This window comes from Streptococcus sp. CF7_Ac1-8 (assembly GCF_024295435.1).
Lineage (GTDB): Bacteria > Bacillota > Bacilli > Lactobacillales > Streptococcaceae > Streptococcus > Streptococcus mitis_AP.
Map to the genome: position 1 here is coordinate 32054 of NZ_JANCPI010000007.1, position 20411 is coordinate 52464.

Consider the following 20411-nt stretch of genomic DNA (forward strand, 5'->3'; position numbering starts at 1 on the left):
CTAACAATAGTTAAGAATTTATATCGTACTTTTCCAGTTTCATTTCACTATACTATAATTAACAAAAAATCTCCTAGCAGGATTTCCTGCTAGGAGATTTTCTTATGAGAGGTACTTGTCTAAGCTTTGAAAATCGGATTTACCATCTGATAATTATCAAACAATCTACCAATTAAGCTTCTTCATCTTCTTTACGACGACGACCTGCAAGACCAAGACCAAGTAATGCACTTGCGGCTGCTGCTACCATAGCTACAGTAGAATCTGCTGTACCTGTATTTGGCAATTCTTTAGCTGCTTTACGCGCATTTGCTTGTGCTGATGCTGTTTGACCAGCATTAGCTGCTGCTTGAGCAGTAGATGGAGCTACAGCTGGTGTTTGGGCTGCTTGGTCATTAGCTGGAGTTGTATGATCAGTCGATGAAGCAACTTTCGCCATGAAGTCTTCGATACGTTTCACCATTGCATCCACTTCTGCTTGACTTACATCTGCATTAGCAAATACTTTCTTAGCATCTGCTGATAATACAGTCGCTTCTTTTGAAGTTTCTGAATCAAACTTAGCTGACTCTTGGATGATTAGTTCATCTAATTGACGAATAGCGCCTTCTAACTTCGCTTTATCCACTGTCGCTTCAGTGTTAGTAGATCCGTTACTTCTACCATAATCTGGAAGAGCAATTTCTGGTTTAGAATCCCCATTTTGTGAAGCAACAACTCTAACCGGTACTTTTACAGTTACTTCTGTTCCATCTGGTAATCTTAACATTACTTTAGCAAACTTATCACCTAATGTATTTGTATCAGGTAAGTCTATGCTAATCACTGTAACATTCTCTGGTAAGCTTAGTTTTGAAATGATATCAGCTTGAGTAATTGCTTTTCCACGTTCAACTTTTACAACTCCTGTAATTGATGCTTGGATGTATGCTTCAAGGTTGAAAGTTGGGCGATTATAAACTAATGATTCTTGATCGATTTGGTATAAGAATGTTCTTAAAGCTTTCTCTACTGCTTCACTATCTGTTGCATTATCGATTGCTTTCTTAGCTGATTCAGCTTCTGCTCTTGCTGATTTCTTAGCAACTTCTTTTTCTGCATCTGTTAAGTCAGTTCTTGCATCAATGGCTTTTTCTTTTTCCGCTAAAGCTTTATCAATTGCTGCTTTGGCTTGGGCTTTTCCAACTGGATTCACTGCTTTGATTGTTGCTTCGCCTTTGGCTTGGGCTGTATTTACAGCTTCTTGCGTTTCTGCTTTTTGGATAGCTTCTACTGTTTCAATTGCTGCTTTAGCTACCTCTGCTTTGGCTGCGGCTTTTTCTTCTGATGATAATTTAGCATTCTTATCGATTTCTGCAATTTTTTCTTCTGCAGCTTTTTGAATCGCATCTAACGCTTTTTCTTTGCCGATTGGATTTACTGCTTTGATTGCTGTTTCGCCTTTGGCTTGAACTTCATTTACAGCTTCTTGCGTTGCTGCTTTTTGGATGGCTTCTACTGCTTCAATTGCTACCTTGGCTACTTCTGCTTTGGATGCGGCTTTTTCGTCATCGGATAAGCTAGTATTCTTATCAATTTCGGACAACTTAGCTTCTTTTGTCGCTTTAATTGCTTCCAAGGCTTTTTCTTTGCCGACTGGATTCACTGCTTTGATTGCTGTTTCGCCTTTTTCTTGTGCAGCATTTACAGCTTCTTGTGTTGTCGCTTTTTGGATAGCTTCTACTGCTTCGATGGCTGCCTTAGCTACTTCTGCTTTGGATGCGGCTTTTTCTTCAGCTGATAATTTAGCATTCTTATCGATTTCTGCAATTTTTTCTTCTGCAGCTTTTTGAATCGCATCTAACGCTTTTTCTTTGCCGACTGGATTCACTGCTTTAATCGCTGTTTCTCCTTTTGATTGAGCTGTATTTACAGCTTCTTGCGTTTCTGCTTTTTGGATAGCTTCTACTGCTTCAATTGCTACCTTACCCACTTCTGCTTTGGCTGCGGCTTTTTCTTCAGCTGATAATTTATCATTCTTATCGATTTCTGCAATTTTTTCTTCTGCAGCTTTTTGAATCGCGTCTAACGCTTTTTCTTTGCCGACTGGATTCACTGCTTTGATTGCTATTTCTCCTTTGGCTTGGGCTGCTTCTACTGTGGCTTGTGTATCTGCTTTTTTAATGGCTTCTACTGCTTCGGTAGCTGCTTTAGCTACCTCTGCTTTGGCTGCGACTTTTTCTTCTGATGATAATTTATCATTCTTATCGATTTCTGCAATTTTTTCTTCTGCAACTTTTTGAATCGCATCTAACGCTTTTTCTTTGCCGACTGGATTCACTGCTTTGATTGCTACTTCGCCTTTGGCTTGGGCTGCATTTACAGCTTCTTGCGTTTCTGCTTTTTGGATAGCTTCTACTGCTTCCATTGCTACCTTGGCTACTTCTGCTTTGGATGCGGCTTTTTCGCCATCGGATAAGCTAGTATTCTTATCAATTTCGGACAACTTAGCTTCTTTTGTCGCTTTAATTGCTGAAATTGCTGCTTCTTTTTCGATAGCTAATTTTCCATTTTCTTTTGCAGAGTTGATACCCTCTTCAGTTGTTGCATTATCAATAGCATCTGTTGCATCTTTTGCTTCTTTAGCTACTTTTGCTTTTTCTTCCGCCTTTTGTTCTAGCGTTAAGCTAGTACTAGCTTCAATAGCATCCGTGGCTTTTTTAGCGGCATCTGCAATTTCTTTTTTAGCAGCATCTCTATCAAGATCTTTCAATGATTCTGCTGCTTTATCTAAAGCTGTTTTTGCTGCATCCACTTTTTCTTGGGCAGCTTTAACTTCTTCTTTTGTTGCATTATTGCCTTTTGCTAAAACTTTGTCTGCTTCTGCTTTTGTCTCTTCTAATTGAGCTTTTAATTTTTCAAATTCTGCTCCATATGCTTTAATACTATCTGCTGTTTTCCCAGTTGTATCAGCTTTTTTCAATGCATCAGAGTCTGTTTTTAATTTTGTTTTTTCTTCTGTAGTTGCAGCTTCTACAAGAAGATTTTTAGCAGTTTCTAATTCAGTTTTCACTGCATCTACTTTTGCTTGAGCGGCTTTAACTTCCTCTTTTGTTGCATTATTGCCTTTTGCTAAAACTTTGTCTGCTTCCGTTTTTGCTGCTTCTAATTGTGCTTTTAATTCTTCATACTTTCTTTCATATGCTGCGATACTATCTGGTGTTTTACCTGTTTCATCAGCTTTTGTTAATAGATCTGCATCTGCTTTTAATTTTGCTTTTTCTTCTGTTGTTGCGGCTTCAATTAAACCATCTTTAGCTTGTTGTAAATCTGTTTTTTTGGCATTTACTTTTTCTAAAGCTGCTGTCACTTGTTCTGGTGTTGCATTTTCGTCATTAATTACTGTTTCTGCGGTTTTAATTGCTTCTTGTGCATCTGTTTTCGCATCGTTATAGGCTTTTGCACTATCTGCAGTTTTTCCTGTTGTTGGATCTGCTTCTGTTGCTAAAGTGCTTAACGCTTCTTTTGCTTGTGTTAACTCTGTTTTATCAGCTTTATTGACTAATAATTCTGCTGCCTTTGTTAACTCTGCTTTTGCAGCATCTACTTTTGTTTGAGCTACTTGTGCTTCTGCTTTAGATGCATTATTTTCTTTTGCTAATACTGCAGCAGCTTCTATTTTGGCAGCTTCTAATTGTGCTTTTATAGCTTCATATTTTATATTATAAGCTTCAATACTTTTTGGTGTTTTTCCTGTAGTATCAGCTTTTACTAATGAATCTGCATCTGCTTTTAATTTAGCTTTTTCTTCTGCTGTTGCTGCCTCAATTAAGTCATCTTTAGCTTTTTGTAAAGCTGTTTTTTTAGCATTAACTGTTGCTAATGCTTCTCTTACTTGAGCTACAGTTGCATCTGTATTGTCAATAACTTTTTTTGCTGCATCAATAGCTTTAATCGCTTCTTGTTTTGCAGCATTATAAGCAGTAGCTGTATCCTGAGTTTTCCCTGGTGTTGGATCTTCATTCACTAAACCATCAAGTAAAGTTTTTGAATCTGTTAATCCTGTTTTATCAACTTCTAATGCTAAATGCTTCGATAAGATAGATTCTAAAGCCTTTTTATAATCTACTGTTTTCTTAACATTTGTACTTGTTATAAGTGTATTAATATTTTCTAATTCAGCTAAATAAGCAGCTTTTGTTTCATTTGTTTTTCCATCTGTATCTGCTGTTTCGGTTGCTTTTAACTTATCATAAATACGAGATAGTAAATCTTTAGCGATTGCACCAGTATCTTGGTCAATATTGAAATCTAATCCAGTCACTGGAAGAGCATAGTGTCTATATGGTGATTGATATCCCATTCCTAAATGTTGATTATCAGCTGAGCTAATACGTACTGTATACTCAGTAACACCTTCAGGCAATGTAATCTCCTTACTTGTAAATGTCCCCCCCGTACCATTCGGTTTATTATTAGCAATTTTTGCTTCAAGTTCTTCTTTTGTAGGGGTTGGTGTCTCTGGTGTACTGAAATTTTGAGGTCGGTTAGTTCCATCACTTGCCTTCACTACATTCATTTCAGAGTTTGTTTTTGAAACTTCCGGTGTAAATGTTTGATCATATAATTTTTCTTCTTGTCCATTACGATTAATAATTACTTCAACTTTATATTTTGCTTTAGTACCATCAATATCTCCAGTGTATCCTGTTTTAAATGACACTATTACTTTAGAACCATGTTCTTTTGAGTATGCTTTAAATGTTTTTTGAATTCCATTAAATCCTTTAACACCTTTAGCAATTTTTTTGGGTTCACCTGAACGTTGATACTTAGAACCATCAAATGTTTCTTCTTCTCTATTTTCCTGTGTCCTAACTTTCGATAAGAATAACATATAATCACTAGTTCTATCAAAAGATTGCTCTAATACCCAAGTATTGTAGGTCTTTCCTTTAGAATCCCATACTGTGTTAACTGTCTCAATTGGAAAAACACCGCTTTCCGTTTTTCTTGCGATAGCAAATTTACCACTATCACCTACTGCTTTCCATCCACCAAATTCATTTATTTCAGTAACACTACCTTTTTCAACTTTTAGAGCATTCCCTAAAGTATCCATATTCTGAATTTTTTTATTATTTTCAATAAAATTTGGTAAGGTTTTCAACTCATTCGATAATGTCTCTAAATTAGCATCTGCCGCAGGTGCTGTATACGTTTGATTTGCAGTAGGATCTGTATCCGTTGTAGCTGCATCCGTACGGAATGGGTTATTTGTATCCAAGACTTTCCCATTACGTTCATCTCTAGAACCTGAGTTTGCAATCGAATTAGATTCTGAAGTTTTTTCAGTATTAGTTGCTTTAGTACCTACAGTTGATTTTCCATTTGTAGTATCAACTGCTGGTGCTTCTTTTTTCTCTTCTGCTTTTGTTTGTAATTTTGTTGTTGCTACAATTAAGTTTGCATGTGCTTGTGATAATTCTGCTTGTGTTTTTGCATTACTCAAAACTGTTCTTGCTTCTTCTAAGACAGATCTAAGGTTGTTAGTGCTTTCTTCTGTCTTAGTAGAATATGTTCCTTTAGCAAACTTTCCATCAACTTCTTTGATTAAATCTGTTAATTCTTGCTTATCTAGAGTCTCCACCTTCTGAGGTGCTGATTCTGGAGAAGGACTTTTTTCAACTGTTGAAGGTTGAGTATTTGTCTCTACTATTGCAGCAGGATTAGTGGTTACTGTGTTCCCTTCGTAGGTCCCATTCTGGGCATTCTGATCTTTAGGTTGCAGTGCTTGAGTCTCCCCATTAGTTGAAGGCACCCCTTGCTCCGTAGCAGATACTGCTCCGTTTCCTAAAAACATGAACAATGCAGCTACTGCGACACTAGCTGCACCAAAGCTGACCTTACGAATAGAAAAACGTAATTGCTTTTCACGATCGTATTTACCCTTATGAAACATCTAATTTCCTCCAAAATAAATATTTGTATCACATCTTATAATACACTTTTACTCTAATAATTCAATAACTCCTATTTCATATTTTTTAATCCATTACAGTCTTTTATGCGTATATATATATATATATACGCATAAAAATGATTTTGTTCTATTATTATAGAGTTTCTTGAAATAAAAATTATATTGTCAGAAATATTATTTTTTTATAACATTTAGCATTTTTTAAAGATCCGGATATTCTCCTAATCTCTATTCATGTTTATACTCAATGAAAATCAAAAAGCAAACTAGGAAGCTAGCCGCAAGCTGTACTTGAGTACGGTAAGGCGACGCTGACGTGGTTTGAAGAGATTTTCGAAGAGTATTATTTGATTTTTTTAGCTAGCATGGTCGCAAAGCGTAGTTGAATACGATTGCCATTCTCATCGCGACGGTGAAGATGGCCTGGATTTTCATTGTACTTAACCATTTCCCAGTCCTTGTAGTATTCAGCCAATTCCCCTTCTTTAAAGGTAAATGGGAAGTTAACCGAGCAAGGATAATCCTTCGTGTCCATGGCACAGACGATAAGATTGTAGCCACCAACAGTAGTTTTCTCCTGCATATTTTTGATAATTTCAGGAATGCGGTCTGCTTGCAAAAACATCAAAACAACTGTCGATACGATGAAATCATATTCTTGCCCAATGCTGGCTGAATTGATATCGTAAAGACCAACAGGCATATCCAAATCTTCCTGCTCAACAATGCTTTGCAAGATTTCAAGGGACAGTTCATTTTGATCGACAGCTGTCACATCAAAACCTTGCTGGGCTAGAAAGAGAGAGTTACGGCCTTGACCACAGCCCAAATCCAAGGCTTTCCCTGGTTTTACTGTCTGCATAGCCTCTAAGACCTCTGAATGAACTGGATTGGTATTGTATTTTTTAGGGAAATAATCCTCAGGTTTACAATAAAATTCCAAATACCATTCCACATCATCTGTGGCAGCCTCCACTCGATGCCAAGCTTGAGGTTGTGCCATGGGATTGTCGGCTCCGGCTTCAAAGAGATGCTCAGCTAGAGGCTCACCATCCTCTGTCAATTCAATAAACTTGAGAGTTCCTTTTAAAACAGTAATCTTACCCCAAGTCCCTACCTTGGTATTGTGTTTCTGCTGAACCGCCTCTGGCATGGTTTCTTTCGTCCACAAGGGCATACGTTTATAGGCAACTAGTTTTTCCATTTTCATTCCTCTTTTTATCGCTGGTTGACTGCTTTCATCACGCGCGCAATATCGCGATTCTGCTCACGTCTCTTAATTGACTCACGTTTGTCATAGTCATGATTCCCTTTGGCAAGTCCTAAAAGAAGCTTAGCATAACCATCTTTGATATAGACCTTAAGGGGAACCAGGGTCATTCCTGTCCCTTTGGTCTCTTGCTCCAATTTTTGGATTTGCTTTTTATGGAGTAGGAGTTTGCGACGACGTTCTGGTTCTTGATTCCAGATATTACCCTCTTCGTAAGGTGCGATATGAACATTGCTCAACCAAACTTCTCCATTTTTCACTTGAGCAAAGCCATCCTTGAGATTGATTCGAGCTGCTCGCACACTCTTGATTTCAGTTCCAGTCAGGACCATCCCTGCCTCTAGCGTATCTACGATTGTATAGTCGTGGCGCGCCTTTTTATTTTGCGCGACGACCTTTCCCTCGCCCTTTGCCATGCTTGGCTCCTTTCTTAGCTACTTCCTTATAAAAAGATTTCTTTCCTTTTTTCTTCTTGTCTTTTTGTGAATGCTTGCGCTTATCATTTGAGCGTCCTGATTTTCTCTTGTCTTCCTTCTTATCTGAACGACGACTTGAACCACGCCCTCTGTCACTACGACTAGATTGTTTCAAGCCCTTCTCAATCACATCAAACTCACTTGGGATGTAAGAGAAGTCAATTTCACCAGTCATCTTGTCGGCTCTTTCAACTCGGATACGAATCTGTTGCCCTACACGGAAGGTTGTTCCTGATTTTTCTCCACGCAGAGTCAAATCACGTTCGTTGAAATGATAAAATTCAGGTAGATTGGTGATGTGAATCAAGCCTTCAACCGTATTTGGCAATTCAACAAAGAGACCGAATTTAACAATACTTGATACAACAGCATCGTACTCTTGGCCTACATATTCCTCCATGTACTCAGCTTTTTTCATGGCTTCGACTTCACGTTCAGCCTCAATGGCACGACGCTCCCGGTTGGAAGACTGGGTCGCAATCTCTGGAATCACTTGTTCAAAATGCTCGGCTATTTCTTTAGAACGGCCGTAATCACGAATCATACGGTGAACAAGAAGATCTGGATAACGACGAATCGGACTAGTAAAGTGAGTGTAATAGTCAGCCGCTAATCCATAGTGGCCGTGATTGTGCTCCGAATAGCGAGCCTGCTGCATAGAGCGAAGAAGCATCATGGACAATACATCTGCATAAGGTTCTCCCTCAACAGCACGCATGATGTCTTGAAGTGCCTCCTGGCTAATCTCACTGGCAGTCCCATAAATGCGTAAGCCAAAACTTGAAGCATAATCAATAAACTTCTGAACCTTTTCAGCCTTTGGCTCCTCGTGAATTCGATAAATAAAAGGCAAATCCAGCTTGCTGAAATGCTCGGCAACTGTTTCATTGGCCATCAACATAAAGGACTCAATCATGCGCTCGGCAACACCACGCTGACGAAGAACGATATCAACAGGCTTACCTTGCTTGTCCACTAAAATCTTAGCTTCATTGGTATCAAAATTGAGGGCTCCACGTTTCACACGCATGTTTTCTAAAGTTTCATGAAGCTTAGCCATAAGTTCGATACTAGGAACAATTTTCTGATATTCTTGTCTCTTTTCCACGTCTCCAGCTAGGATATCATTGACATCACTATAGGTCATACGGAAGCTTGTCTTGATAACCGTTTGAGTAATGGTGTAGTTGACCACACGACCCTGTTTATCAATCTCCATAATGGCAGACTGGGTCAGGCGATCAACTTGAGGATTGAGGGAGCAGATGCCATTTGACAAACGCTCTGGAAGCATTGGAACCACTCGGTCTGTCACGTAAACAGAAGTCGCGCGGTTAAGGGCTTCCTTGTCAAGAGCAGAACCCTCGGTCACATAGTAGGAAACATCTGCGATGTGAACTCCGAGTTCCAGATTGCCATTTTTCAAGGCCTTGATATGCACCGCATCGTCCAAGTCCTTAGCATCTGCACCGTCAATGGTAAAAGTTATCTCATCTCTTAGATCCAGACGACCTTCCATATCCTTTTGAGACGGAGCATCAGGCACACTTTCTGCTTCCTTAACAACAGCTTCTGGAAATTCTGAGACAATATCCATTGATTCCAAGACCTCAAGAACATCAATTCCGACATCTGTTGAATGACCCACTACATCGAGAACACTAGCAACAAAGAAATCATGTTTCTTGCTCGGGTATTTGTCGATAAAGACCTTGAGAACTTCTGTTCCCTCCAGTTTAAGGGCTGGTTTCTTAACATAAATCGGTTGACTGATTTTCTGGTTTTTCGAACGGATATAGCCGGCATACTTGGGCTTTTCCTGATCTAGAACGATTTGACCGACAACAGTTGTCAAACTATGTTCTAAGATATCAATAATTTTGGCTTCGGCAGCAGTTCCCTTGTTTCGGTCAGCTACTTTCTTTATCACGACCTCAACGGTATCTCCATCAATAGCATAGTTGACATCGTTTTTCCCTACAAAAAGGTCGTCCTCCTCGCCTTCTAGGCTGACAAAACCAAAGCCATTTTTATGAGCATGAAAAATCCCTTTGAGAGTAATCTCATGTTTTTTCTTAATTTCTAATGTCAGACTACCATCTTCTTCAAAGCGAATCTGGTGCTTTCTTTCCATTAGGGACAAGGTTTTGATCAACTCACGAAAATCCTTGGATCCGTCTTTTCCCAAAGCCTGAGCCAAGTCATTGACAGTTACCTTTCCCTTGTCTTGTAAATATTCTTTTATTCTATCTTTCATATTTTCTTTCTAGATTTTTTTATTTTCTTTTACTGTAAAACCTTCTAAAATATCTTTTAAAAATAAAAAGAGGCAAAGACCTAGTCCTGCCCATTATTTTCTTATCTACTTGATAATACCGTCAATGCTAAGGCAATGGCTAGCCAGAAAAAGACTAAAATCCCTGTCAAACGCTGCATTACAGCTTCAAAACCGCGTGCTTTACTGCGTTCAAACAAATCACCTGAGCTGGCATCAAATACATTGCTGGATTGGTTTTTGGTTGGTTGCATGAAAATCGCAATCACAATCACAACAGATAATACTAATAAAATGGTTAATAATAGGTTATACATATCAAACTCCTTAAAATCCTTATTATTTTACCATAAAATCTACTTAGATTCAAGATGTAGGGTTACTTTTCTTTCCTTGGGGCAATACTTTAAAACCTCAATCTTGTCTGGATGAGTTTTTGAATTTTTACTGGTTAGGTAATTGATACTGCCACAAGAGGAGCATTTGAGATTAATTTTTACTCGCACTAGATTTCCTTTACTTTTAATAATGTTCGAAATTGAAGCAGGTTAAAGAGACAACTAAAGGCCACACAAAGGCTTGTCGCATAGAAGACTGCATGGTAGCCAAATTGACCTGCTACTGCAGAACCTGCCATAGGACCAACGACACCTCCCAGATAAAAGAATACCTGATTGAAGGCAAAGACCCTCGAAATTCCGGTTTTGGGTGTCATCTTGCTGAGAAGGGCATTAACTCCAGGAATCAAGGCACCGGTTCCCAAGCCAAAGAGAAAACGATAGAGTCCTAGTTGAAGGGGACTAGAGGCATTGGCACAGAGGAGATAGATGATGACTGAATAAAACTGGGCTACAACCAAGAGGCGATGGTTCCCCACCTTGTCACCTAGCTTTCCCATGACTCCTGCACTCATCATGCTGGAAAAGCCCATACTGGATACAATCAAACCTGACACAAAGAGAAGATTCTCTGTCTGGCCTAAGTCGCGCACATAAAGTGCTAAAATAGGGCCAATCGATTGGGCTGAAAATTGGATGACAAAACTGGTCAGAAAGAGATTGACCAAGAGATAGGGATATTTAACTGATGTAAATAATTCCTTTGTTGGGATGGCTTTTTCTTTTGCTACTGGTTGAAAATCTTCCTTGATAAAGAAAATAGTCAAAACAGCGGCTAAGAAGAGAAAACTACCAACCAGTAAAAAGACAGTACGAATGCCAAATAATTCTGCGATAAAGCCACCGATAAAAGGACCAGTTAAAGTACCTGCTACTACTCCTGTAGACAAAGTACCGAGAGCAGAGCCTGATTTCTCCTTGGGAACCTGACTGGCTATCAAGGCTGTGGCATTAGGAACAAAACCTGCAAATACACCATTCAGTAAACGCAGAAAGATTAACCAATAAATATTTGGGACAAAAGCCAAGCCTCCCATAGTAATGGTCATGGCCATGCCAGCCCGAATCATCATGGGTTTTCGACCGTATTTGTCAGCAAGGATGCCCCAGATAGGAGAGAAAAGTGCCGCAGAAATGGCAGAGACAGAAATAGCTAAACCTGCATAAAAAGCAGCTTAATCACTCCCTACACCTAAATTTTCTACAAAGATGGGCATAAAAGGCACAACCAAGGAAATACTGGCTCCTGTCAGAAAATTACCAAACCAGGCAATGCGCAGATTATCTTTCCAATTAATCTCTGTCATCTTACTTACCTCCCTCAAGAAGGGTAAGCACCTGAGTTAGAAGCTGATTTTGATTTCCATTGTTGTTTAAAACATGGCTGGCCAAATCTTTTTTTTTCACTAAAGGCCACTGGGCTGCCAGACGAGACTCAGCTTCATCCTTGGATAGCTGATCCCTTTTCATTAAGCGTTCTACTTGGACATCTCTATCCACATAGACCAACCAAGTCTCATCAAACCAAGCACTGTAGTCCTGCTCAAAAAGTAGGGGAATATCCATGAAGAAAATCTCTTCTGTCTGAGCCAATTGCTCTCTTAATGTAGCTAGTTCCTCACGGATAATATCTCCTTGAATTTGCTTAGACCATTCTCGTTCTTCAGGATTTGAAAAGATAAGACTAGCTAGGAGAGGGCGATTAAGTTCTCCATTTTCTAAGATAATTTTTTGACCAAAGTGCTGGACTAGAGCTTCAAACAGACGACCACCAGGTTTCTGTAGTTGGTGGACGACTGCGTCGGCATCCACTACTTGAAAGCCTTGCTTTCTTAGAAAATTTGTCACGGTTGACTTACCAGAGGCAATTCCTCCTGTGATTCCAATGATTTTTCCCATCAATTCCTCCTTTGGCACTGAGGACAAAAGTGAGTTCCACGTCCGCCTAGTTGGATTTTTTCAATGATGGTGCCACAGCGTACACATTCTTGACCAGCCTTGTCATAGACCTGATGAAAATCCTGCATGGTTCCGTCTTCCCCAAAGGCATTGGTATAGGTCCGAATGGTGGAACCACCTTTTTCAACAGCCTGTCCCAAAACAGCAATGGTCTGGTCATGAATAGCTGTCGTTTCTTCTACTGTCAAAGTCTGAGAAGATCTTGCTGGATGAACCTGAGCTCGCCAGAGAACCTCATCCACATAGATATTACCAAGGCCAGCTACCAAAGTCTGGTCTAGGAGATGGGATTTGATAGGCTTTTTTGACTTGGCTAGAGCATCTTGAAAGACTTGCACATCAAAGTCTGACTCTTTTGGCTCAGGACCTAGTTTTTTAGAAATAAAGTAGGCATCCAAAAGGTCAGGAGACAAGAGTTCCATAGTACCAAACTTGCGTACATCCTCATAAACAAGTGTCCCACCGTCCTCAAACTGGAAGAAAACATGGGCATGCTTGCGTTCAGGAACCTGGTCCGGATAGTAAAAATACTTGCCCTCCATCCGCAAATGGGAAATCAAGACCTTGTCTGTCAGGTAAAAAATCAAATATTTACCACGACGTCCCATTGACTCAATAATCTGACCAGGCACCTCCTTTTGAAATTCGTCCAAATCCGTCTTAATCATCTTGGGATAGCGAATTTCTACACTCGAAATCTTCTTACCCAAAATCAATTTTTCCAAGCCACGTCGAACGGTTTCAACCTCAGGTAATTCAGGCATAAGTCCTCCTTCTGTAAAAACAAGAAGCAGGCATGAGCCCACCTCTACTTAGTATTCTTTTTCATTATAGCCAAAGTCAGCCAAATCTAGCTTTTTATCACGCCAGTTTTTCTTGACCTTGACCCAGGTTTCTAGGAAGACCTTGTCTCCTAGCATGAGTTCAATATCACGACGAGCCATGCTACCGATTTTCTTAAGCATAGCGCCACCTTTACCTATGATAATCCCTTTCTGACTATCGCGCTCGACCATGATAGTTGCACGGATGTGAACCTTGTCTGTCTCTTCATCTCGCTTCATCGAATCAACCACTACAGCAACTGAGTGAGGAATCTCTTCACGAGTTAGGTGCAAGACTTTCTCGCGAATCATTTCTGAAACCAAGAAACGTTCTGGATGGTCTGTGATTTGGTCAGCTGGAAAATATTGGAAACCTTCGTCCAGATTTTCACTCAAAATATCCACTAGACGAGAGACGTTATTCCCTTGAAGAGCTGAGATTGGAACGATTTCCTTAAAATCCATTTGGTTACGGAAATCATCAATCTGAGACAAAAGCTGGTCTGGATGAACCTTATCGATCTTGTTCACAACCAAAATCACAGGAACCTTGGCAGCCTTGAGGCGTTCGATAATCATATCGTCCCCTTTGCCACGCGCTTCATCAGCTGGAACCATAAATAGAACTGTATCCACTTCACGGAGAGTGCTGTAGGCGGATTCAACCATGAAATCTCCGAGGGCTGTCTTGGGCTTGTGAATTCCTGGTGTATCGATAAAGACGATTTGCTCCTTATCAGTCGTGTAAATTCCCATGATTTTGTTGCGCGTCGTCTGCGCCTTGTCACTCATGATGGCAATCTTTTGCCCCATAACGTGATTTAAAAAAGTTGACTTCCCAACATTGGGACGTCCTAAAATGGCTACAAAGCCTGATTTAAAAGTCATAATTTCCTCTTACTGTTTAAAATAACAAATCCCAGATTCGTGGGAGAAAAATCAATGCGCCTGTTAAGGCTGCGAAAAGAGAGACCACTAATACCGCGCCAGCCGCCATATCCTTGGCATTTTTAGCCAGCATGGAAAAGTGATAGTGACTGGCCAAATCCACCACATTTTCAATAGCAGAATTGATAATTTCAAAGGCTACTACCAAGAAAATGCTCAATAGGAGAAAGAGCCATTCGATTCGTGACACCTGAAAAACAAAACCTGCAAGAATGACTACAAGAGCCGTCACTGCATGTTTTCGCATATTGCGTTCTTCCTTGATAGCAGTCAAAATCCCTGTGATGGCAAATTCTAAACTGGCTATCAGGTCACGATTTTTCCATTTTCGTTTATTGTCTTGTGAGTCCATAGGCTGTCAAAATTTCTTCTTGTAAACCGAACATCTCCGCTTCTTCTTCCGGAGTGTAGTGATCATAGCCGTTGATATGTAAAAAGCCGTGTACTGCCAAGAAGCCCATCTCACGCTCAAAGCTATGGCCATATTCCTCGGCCTGCTCATGAGCCTTATCGATAGAGATGAACAATTCCCCAATATAGGCATCAAACTCAGACATCATCTCTGCCAATTCAGGATTTTCAAGCAAATCCTCTTCGTCAAAGGCAATTTCCAACTCTGGTTTATACTCAAGGCTGATGACATCTGTCGGACGGTCTGTGTCACGGTACTCCAGATTGAGTTCATGACTACGTTCATTAGTCACAAAGGTAACTGCCATCTCCTTGTCTTCTTTGCCTAATTTTTGGGCTGCAAATTCCAAAATTTCTTGGGTTTGTTGCAACATTTCTTTTGAAACTTGACCAGTTTCATCTACCATTTCAATATACATGTGCTTCTCGTTTCTCTTTACTTGGCTTTATTATACCACATTTCCATGATTTTATTCTACCTTTTTGATATAATACTATGGAATACAATCACAAGGAGAGAACGATGTCATTTGACGGATTTTTTTTACACCACATGGTTGAGGAATTGCAAAGAGAGTTAGTGAACGGTCGCATCCAGAAAATCAATCAACCTTTTGAACAAGAGTTGGTCTTGCAAATCCGTAGCAATCGCCAAAGTCATCGCCTGCTCCTTTCTGCTCACCCAGTTTTTGGACGCATTCAGCTGACCCAAACGACTTTTGAAAATCCAGCCCAACCTTCTACCTTTATCATGGTTTTGAGAAAATATTTGCAGGGTGCCCTGATTGAGTCGATTGAGCAAGTGGAAAATGACCGAATTGTGGAAATAACGGTTTCCAATAAAAACGAGATTGGAGACCATATTCAGGCTACCTTGATTATCGAAATCATGGGGAAACACAGTAATATTCTACTGGTTGATAAGAGTAGTCATAAAATTCTCGAAGTCATTAAACACGTCGGCTTTTCACAAAATAGCTACCGCACCTTGCTGCCTGGGTCGACCTATATCGCTCCGCCAAATACCGAATCTCTCAATCCTTTTACGATCAAGGACGAGAAACTCTTTGAAATCCTGCAAACACAGGAAACAACAGCTAAAAACCTTCAAAGCCTCTTTCAAGGTCTGGGACGTGATACGGCAAATGAATTGGAAAGCATTCTGATTAGTGATAAACTATCTACTTTCCGTAACTTTTTCAATCAAGAAACCAAGCCGTGCTTGACTGAGACTTCCTTCAGCCCAGTTCCTTTTGCTAATCAGGTGGGAGAGCCTTTTGCCAGTCTTTCTGATTTGTTGGACACCTACTATAAGGATAAGGCTGAACGCGACCGTGTCAAACAGCAAGCCAGTGAACTCATTCGTCGTGTTGAAAATGAACTTCAAAAAAATCGACATAAGCTTAAAAAACAAGAAAAAGAGTTACTAGCGACAGACAATGCTGAAGAATTTCGTCAAAAAGGGGAATTGCTAACAACCTTCCTCCACCAAGTGCCTAACGACCAAGACCGGGTTATTCTAGACAACTACTACACCAACCAACCTATCACGATTGCGCTTGATAAGGCTCTGACTCCCAACCAGAATGCCCAACGCTATTTTAAACGGTACCAGAAACTAAAAGAAGCTGTCAAATACTTAACTGATCTGATTGAAGAAACCAAGGCAACCATTCTCTATCTGGAAAGTGTCGAAACCGTCCTCAACCAAGCTGGACTGGAAGAAATCGCTGAAATTCGTGAAGAATTGATCCAAACTGGCTTTATCCGCAGAAGACAACGGGAGAAAGTCCATAAACGTAAAAAACCAGAACAATATCTAGCAAGCGATGGCAAAACCATCATCTATGTCGGTAGAAACAATCTTCAAAACGAGGAGCTAACCTTTAAAATGGCCCGCAAGGAGGAACTTTGGTTCCATGCCAAGGATATTCCTGGAAGCCATGTTGTCATCTCAGGCAATCTTGACCCTTCCGATGAAGTTAAGACAGACGCGGCAGAACTAGCCGCCTACTTCTCTCAAGGTCGCCTGTCAAATCTGGTTCAGGTAGATATGATTGAAGTCAAGAAACTCAACAAACCAACAGGTGGAAAACCCGGTTTTGTAACCTATACCGGACAAAAGACCCTCCGTGTCACACCAGATCCAGAAAAAATCGCATCCATGAAAAAATCCTGATTTACTTGAAATCAGGATTTTTAACTTACTGTTCAGTCAAATCATATCCAACAATGGGACTAATCTTTGCCACCTAGTTTCTCATTGATTTTCATCATCACACTAGCAATTTTTTCTCCCCAATAAGGGTCTGAGGCATATTCCACATTCATACCAGAAGCCTTGTTTCCAAGGAAGGTTCTGCCCCTATCGATATAATTTTCCTTAATCCACTTGGTTGCACCTAAAATTCCCTTATCCACATCATCAAATGTTTTAGCAGAAAGGTAAGGTGTCGTATCATAGGCTGTAATGCCAAAGAAATTGTTCTTATCTTTGGCAATCTTGCTACGTCCCCAGTCGCTTTCTAAGGCGCTATGAGCAAGGAGGTAGAGGGCATTGATATGGTAATGTTCTTCGGCTTCCTTAAAGGTAGCTCCCTTATTTTCCAAGAGGCTGTTATCAATATTTAACAAACTAAATACCTTATCCAAATCCTCAGCACTGTAATTTGTAGCCTCTGTCAAATCTTTGAAAAGGAAGGGATTTTCAAGGTTAAAATCATCAAAATGCAGTCCATCTGCCGAATAATATTTCTTACCTACTTCCATATCAGAAAGATGAGAAGCTACTGGAATGCTAGCATTCTGAGCTACATAGTGATAAAAACGGTGTCCATCACTCTCATAATAAGGGATAAAATCCTTACTAGTATCTAGCGCTTGTAAATCTTCTGTTTTCATGTAGCCTGACAAACCAGAAATAATAATAGCTAGGCGCTTGTCATCACTTTTTCTATCCTTATCTAGCCAGACAACACTACCTTGCGATATATAGGAGAGTTTTTCACCATCTGCATTATAGACATTTGCTGTGACAGGCACTACTTGATAATAAGCAGCATTTTCGTTTGTTGCTTTTTCTACAAGCCACTTTCCATCGCTTCCTAGCTGATGACCATCAATAATCTCGTTTTTTGCCATGTAACCGCCAGATTTGAAGTAATACCAGGCTTGACTTTTAGCATCGTATACCCATTCTTTCTCAGCCATTTTGCCATCAGATTTTAGATAAAACCATGACTCCTTATCCAAAATCCATTCATTGGCTGCCATATAGCCACCAGATTTTAGATAATAATAATAATGGCCATTTTCGAAAATCCATTCTTTATCAGCATGATTTCCATTTTCTTTGATATAAAACCAAGATTGGTATTGTTTGTCAAAAAGCCAACCTTGCTGTACTTTTGCCCCACTAGCATTCACATAAGCCTGCTCAATCCACTGACTAGTCAGCAAATAACCACCAGATTTGAAATAATAGTCTTTCCCTTTGATTTGGAGCCATTCTTTCTCTGCGTGTTGTCCATCTGCTTTGATATAAAACCAAGCGTCGTATTGAGAATCATAGACCCATTCTTCTATTACCTTGGCACCTGATGCACCGACATAGGAAGCTCCTAGCCAAGCGTTTCTTTTCATCTTTCCATTTTGGTCAAGATAATAGAAGGCTCCCTTATCTTCTACCCATTCTGACTGGGCCATATAGCCACCAGATTTGAGGTAAAAATAGTCGTCACCTTGTTTCAGCCATTCATTTTCAGCATAGTTGGCATCTTCTTTTATATAAAACCAAGATTGATAGTGAGCATCAAAAATCCACTCATTCGCTGCTGGACTGCCATCTGATTTCAGGTATTGTTTTCCTTGCCAAGTACCATCGCTAGCCATTGCACCTTCTGGTCTGGCTAAGAAAAATAGCAAAGCTAAAAAAACAAATCTCAATTTCTTCATAAACTTTCTTCCTCTGTTCTTTCCATTTTATTGTATCAAAATTCTCTATAATCAACATTACAAACTGATAAAAAATCAAGAACAGATTGATTGCAGTTTATCTCAGAGACTCTTTTACTTCCTTGCGGAGATTTTCCAGACTACTAATGCCGTATTTGTCCATAACCTTTGGTAGATTTTCGATGATATCAGGACAGGCATATGGATTGGTAAAGTTGGCTGTTCCAACTCCGATAGCAGAGGCTCCAGCCAGATACATTTCTAGGGCAGTTTCTGCCGAATCCACTCCTCCCATTCCAATAATAGGCAGGTCTGTTGTTTGGGCTACTTGGCGGATGAGTTTGAGGGCTACTGGAAAGACTGCTGGACCAGACATTCCACCTGTTCCATTTGCCAAGATTGGTTTTCTGGTTTTGAGGTCAAAGCGCATACCAACTAGAGTATTGATCATGGTCAAGCCACTTGCTCCCGCATCCTCTGCTGCCTTTGCGACAGTAACGATATCGGTCACACTAGGGGTTAGTTTGACATAAACTGGTACATCAGAGGCTTCCACAGCCGCTTTCACCACATCATAAGCTAAATCTGGATCTTGACCAATCAAAAGTCCATGATTACAGTGATCTACATTGGGGCAAGAAATATTGAGCTCGATAGCCTTTACATTAGCTGCTTTAGAAATTCCTCGAGAAACAGCAGCATACTCTTGTTTTGAAAAACCCGCAACATTGGCGATAATAGGAAGATTTGGATATTCTCTTTCCAGCCAAGGTAACTTTTCGGCCAAAACAACTTCCAAACCAGGATTTTGTAAGCCAATTGCATTGAGCATACCAGCAGGTGTCTCTGCTACCCTTGGAGTTGGATTGCCAAAGCGTGGTTCAAGGGTTGTCGCCTTGATCATAATAGAACCCAAAAGGTCTAAATCATAGTACTTGGCATACTCTTGTCCAAAACCAAAACAGCCTGATGCTGGAATGATAGGATTTTTCAAATCCAAACCAGGTAGAGAAACTTGTAAACGATTTGTAGTCATGATTTTCTCCTTATAATACAACTGTTCCTGTGCGGAAAACAGGCCCATCTTCACAGACGCGTTGGCTAACCGTCTCGCTTTCTGGCACTTTTAGGACGCAGGCATAGCAAGCCCCCATCCCACAAGCCATACGAGATTCCAGAGATAGATAAGCTCTTGGGTGGTCATAAAAGGTTTGATTGATATACTTCATCATTCCAGGCGCCCCACATGAGTAAACAGCATCAAATTGATTGTCTAAGTCATTGATAACAACGGAAACATTTCCCTTAATACCATAAGAACCATCATCTGTCGTTACAAAGACCTGCCCATATTGGGCCAATTCCGTCTCTAAAATAACAGCATCCTTGTTCGCAAAACCGAGGACAGTCACTACTTTCACACCACGTGCATGCAATTCCTTGGCTACTTCAAGCAAGGGCGGAACACCAATCCCACCTCCAACTAAGAGAACCTGGCTCTGCTCATCTAGGTCAGACAAGTCAAAACCATTTCCCTGAGGACCCATCACATCAAGAGTATCTCCCTGACTTAAGGTTGAGAAAATAGCTGTCCCAGCCCCTTCAATTCGATAAATAAGATGACACTGCTTATTTGCCTTATCAATAGACGAAATTGAAATAGGGCGACGCAAAAGATGGGCATCATCAGGCACACGAAGATGAAGAAATTGGCCTGCTCGCATAGCCTCAACCATTTCCCCTTCTAGGACTAATTCAAAGATTGCTGGCGCGATTTCCTCTTGTGCGACCACCTTCATGGTTTCCAAACGAATTGCACCCAAACGTTTCTTACATGTGGGATTCATGACTTTTCCTCCTTAAATTTTAAGGGGACCAGATAAAGAAAAGACCTTGCTTGTGCAAGGCCTCAGTTAAAATCGTACAACACAAGA

The 20411-nt window shown here is 40.2% G+C and carries 15 protein-coding genes and 1 pseudogene; 1 reads left to right on the forward strand and 15 read right to left on the reverse strand.

The features are described 5' to 3' along the window. Positions 1-172: 172 nt before the first annotated feature. The 12 genes and pseudogenes from NMM26_RS04780 to ybeY form a co-directional block, all read right to left on the reverse strand. Positions 173-5941, reverse strand: coding sequence for a DUF1542 domain-containing protein (locus NMM26_RS04780; RefSeq protein WP_254754255.1), 5769 nt, complete (start codon positions 5939-5941; stop codon positions 173-175). A gap of 364 nt (positions 5942-6305) precedes the next feature. Beyond that, complete coding sequence (tehB, locus tag NMM26_RS04785) at positions 6306-7166, reverse strand: SAM-dependent methyltransferase TehB (RefSeq protein ID WP_254753672.1); 861 nt, start codon at positions 7164-7166, stop codon at positions 6306-6308. A gap of 14 nt (positions 7167-7180) precedes the next feature. Next, on the reverse strand, positions 7181-7648 hold the full coding sequence (gene smpB / locus NMM26_RS04790) for an SsrA-binding protein SmpB (RefSeq protein ID WP_254753673.1): 468 nt from the start codon (positions 7646-7648) through the stop codon (positions 7181-7183). Beyond that, a complete protein-coding gene (gene rnr / locus NMM26_RS04795; RefSeq protein ID WP_254753674.1) occupies positions 7611-9965 on the reverse strand; it encodes a ribonuclease R in 2355 nt (784 codons plus the stop codon). The genes smpB and rnr overlap by 38 nt, the downstream gene beginning before the upstream one ends. Before the next feature lie 101 nt (positions 9966-10066). Beyond that, positions 10067-10300 (reverse strand): preprotein translocase subunit SecG, encoded by a 234-nt coding sequence (secG, locus tag NMM26_RS04800; protein ID WP_000282517.1) that lies wholly within the window; start codon positions 10298-10300, stop codon positions 10067-10069. 39 nt (positions 10301-10339) lie between these two features. Continuing rightward, positions 10340-10489 (reverse strand): 50S ribosomal protein L33, encoded by a 150-nt coding sequence (gene rpmG, locus NMM26_RS04805; protein ID WP_001809104.1) that lies wholly within the window; start codon positions 10487-10489, stop codon positions 10340-10342. Next, positions 10489-11688, reverse strand: a pseudogene (locus NMM26_RS04810) (multidrug efflux MFS transporter). The gene rpmG and the pseudogene NMM26_RS04810 overlap by 1 nt, the downstream one beginning before the upstream one ends. A 1-nt stretch (position 11689) precedes the next feature. Beyond that, positions 11690-12280 carry a dephospho-CoA kinase gene (gene coaE / locus NMM26_RS04815; protein ID WP_254753675.1) on the reverse strand — a complete coding sequence of 197 codons (591 nt, stop codon included), beginning with the start codon at positions 12278-12280 and terminating at the stop codon, positions 11690-11692. Continuing rightward, complete coding sequence (gene mutM, locus NMM26_RS04820) at positions 12280-13104, reverse strand: DNA-formamidopyrimidine glycosylase (RefSeq protein WP_254753676.1); 825 nt, start codon at positions 13102-13104, stop codon at positions 12280-12282. The genes coaE and mutM overlap by 1 nt, the downstream gene beginning before the upstream one ends. 48 nt (positions 13105-13152) lie before the next feature. After that, positions 13153-14052 (reverse strand): GTPase Era, encoded by a 900-nt coding sequence (era, locus tag NMM26_RS04825; protein WP_000143256.1) that lies wholly within the window; start codon positions 14050-14052, stop codon positions 13153-13155. Positions 14053-14068: 16 nt separating this feature from the next. After that, positions 14069-14464: a diacylglycerol kinase family protein gene (locus NMM26_RS04830; protein ID WP_254753677.1), complete on the reverse strand. Its 396-nt coding sequence runs from the start codon at positions 14462-14464 to the stop codon at positions 14069-14071. Beyond that, positions 14445-14942, reverse strand: a complete 498-nt coding sequence (gene ybeY / locus NMM26_RS04835) for an rRNA maturation RNase YbeY (RefSeq protein ID WP_000275156.1) — start codon at positions 14940-14942, stop codon at positions 14445-14447. The genes NMM26_RS04830 and ybeY overlap by 20 nt, the downstream gene beginning before the upstream one ends. Before the next feature lie 104 nt (positions 14943-15046). Here ybeY and pavA point away from each other — a divergent pair, with 104 nt between their 5' ends. Continuing rightward, complete coding sequence (pavA, locus tag NMM26_RS04840; RefSeq protein ID WP_254753678.1) at positions 15047-16702, forward strand: Rqc2 family fibronectin-binding protein PavA; 1656 nt, start codon at positions 15047-15049, stop codon at positions 16700-16702. A 59-nt stretch (positions 16703-16761) separates the two neighbouring features. Here pavA and NMM26_RS04845 read toward each other — a convergent pair whose 3' ends face one another. From NMM26_RS04845 to NMM26_RS04855, 3 genes are all read right to left on the reverse strand, one after another. Next, entirely contained in the window at positions 16762-18477 is a 1716-nt protein-coding gene (locus NMM26_RS04845; RefSeq protein WP_254753679.1) for a glucosaminidase domain-containing protein, read from the reverse strand. 97 nt (positions 18478-18574) lie between these two features. Further along, the gene (locus NMM26_RS04850; RefSeq protein WP_176607577.1) at positions 18575-19561 is read right to left on the reverse strand and encodes a dihydroorotate dehydrogenase; all 987 of its coding nucleotides are present in this window, start codon (positions 19559-19561) and stop codon (positions 18575-18577) included. Further along, positions 19524-20324: a dihydroorotate dehydrogenase electron transfer subunit gene (locus NMM26_RS04855; RefSeq protein ID WP_254753680.1), complete on the reverse strand. Its 801-nt coding sequence runs from the start codon at positions 20322-20324 to the stop codon at positions 19524-19526. Before NMM26_RS04855 ends, NMM26_RS04850 begins: the two co-directional genes overlap by 38 nt. Positions 20325-20411: the final 87 nt, after the last annotated feature.

What these genes read in the sequence shown, in the direction of transcription:
- NMM26_RS04780 (WP_254754255.1), bottom strand. Translation starts at nt 5,941, where the DNA reads ATGTTTCATAAGGGTAAATACGATCGTGAAAAGCAATTACGTTTTTCT.
- tehB (WP_254753672.1), bottom strand. Translation starts at nt 7,166, where the DNA reads ATGGAAAAACTAGTTGCCTATAAACGTATGCCCTTGTGGACGAAAGAA.
- secG (WP_000282517.1), bottom strand. Translation starts at nt 10,300, where the DNA reads ATGTATAACCTATTATTAACCATTTTATTAGTATTATCTGTTGTGATT.
- smpB (WP_254753673.1), bottom strand. Translation starts at nt 7,648, where the DNA reads ATGGCAAAGGGCGAGGGAAAGGTCGTCGCGCAAAATAAAAAGGCGCGC.
- ybeY (WP_000275156.1), bottom strand. Translation starts at nt 14,942, where the DNA reads ATGTATATTGAAATGGTAGATGAAACTGGTCAAGTTTCAAAAGAAATG.
- coaE (WP_254753675.1), bottom strand. Translation starts at nt 12,280, where the DNA reads ATGGGAAAAATCATTGGAATCACAGGAGGAATTGCCTCTGGTAAGTCA.
- mutM (WP_254753676.1), bottom strand. Translation starts at nt 13,104, where the DNA reads ATGCCTGAATTACCTGAGGTTGAAACCGTTCGACGTGGCTTGGAAAAA.
- pavA (WP_254753678.1), top strand. Translation starts at nt 15,047, where the DNA reads ATGTCATTTGACGGATTTTTTTTACACCACATGGTTGAGGAATTGCAA.
- NMM26_RS04845 (WP_254753679.1), bottom strand. Translation starts at nt 18,477, where the DNA reads ATGAAGAAATTGAGATTTGTTTTTTTAGCTTTGCTATTTTTCTTAGCC.
- era (WP_000143256.1), bottom strand. Translation starts at nt 14,052, where the DNA reads ATGACTTTTAAATCAGGCTTTGTAGCCATTTTAGGACGTCCCAATGTT.
- NMM26_RS04850 (WP_176607577.1), bottom strand. Translation starts at nt 19,561, where the DNA reads ATGGGCCTGTTTTCCGCACAGGAACAGTTGTATTATAAGGAGAAAATC.
- rnr (WP_254753674.1), bottom strand. Translation starts at nt 9,965, where the DNA reads ATGAAAGATAGAATAAAAGAATATTTACAAGACAAGGGAAAGGTAACT.
- NMM26_RS04855 (WP_254753680.1), bottom strand. Translation starts at nt 20,324, where the DNA reads ATGAATCCCACATGTAAGAAACGTTTGGGTGCAATTCGTTTGGAAACC.
- NMM26_RS04830 (WP_254753677.1), bottom strand. Translation starts at nt 14,464, where the DNA reads ATGGACTCACAAGACAATAAACGAAAATGGAAAAATCGTGACCTGATA.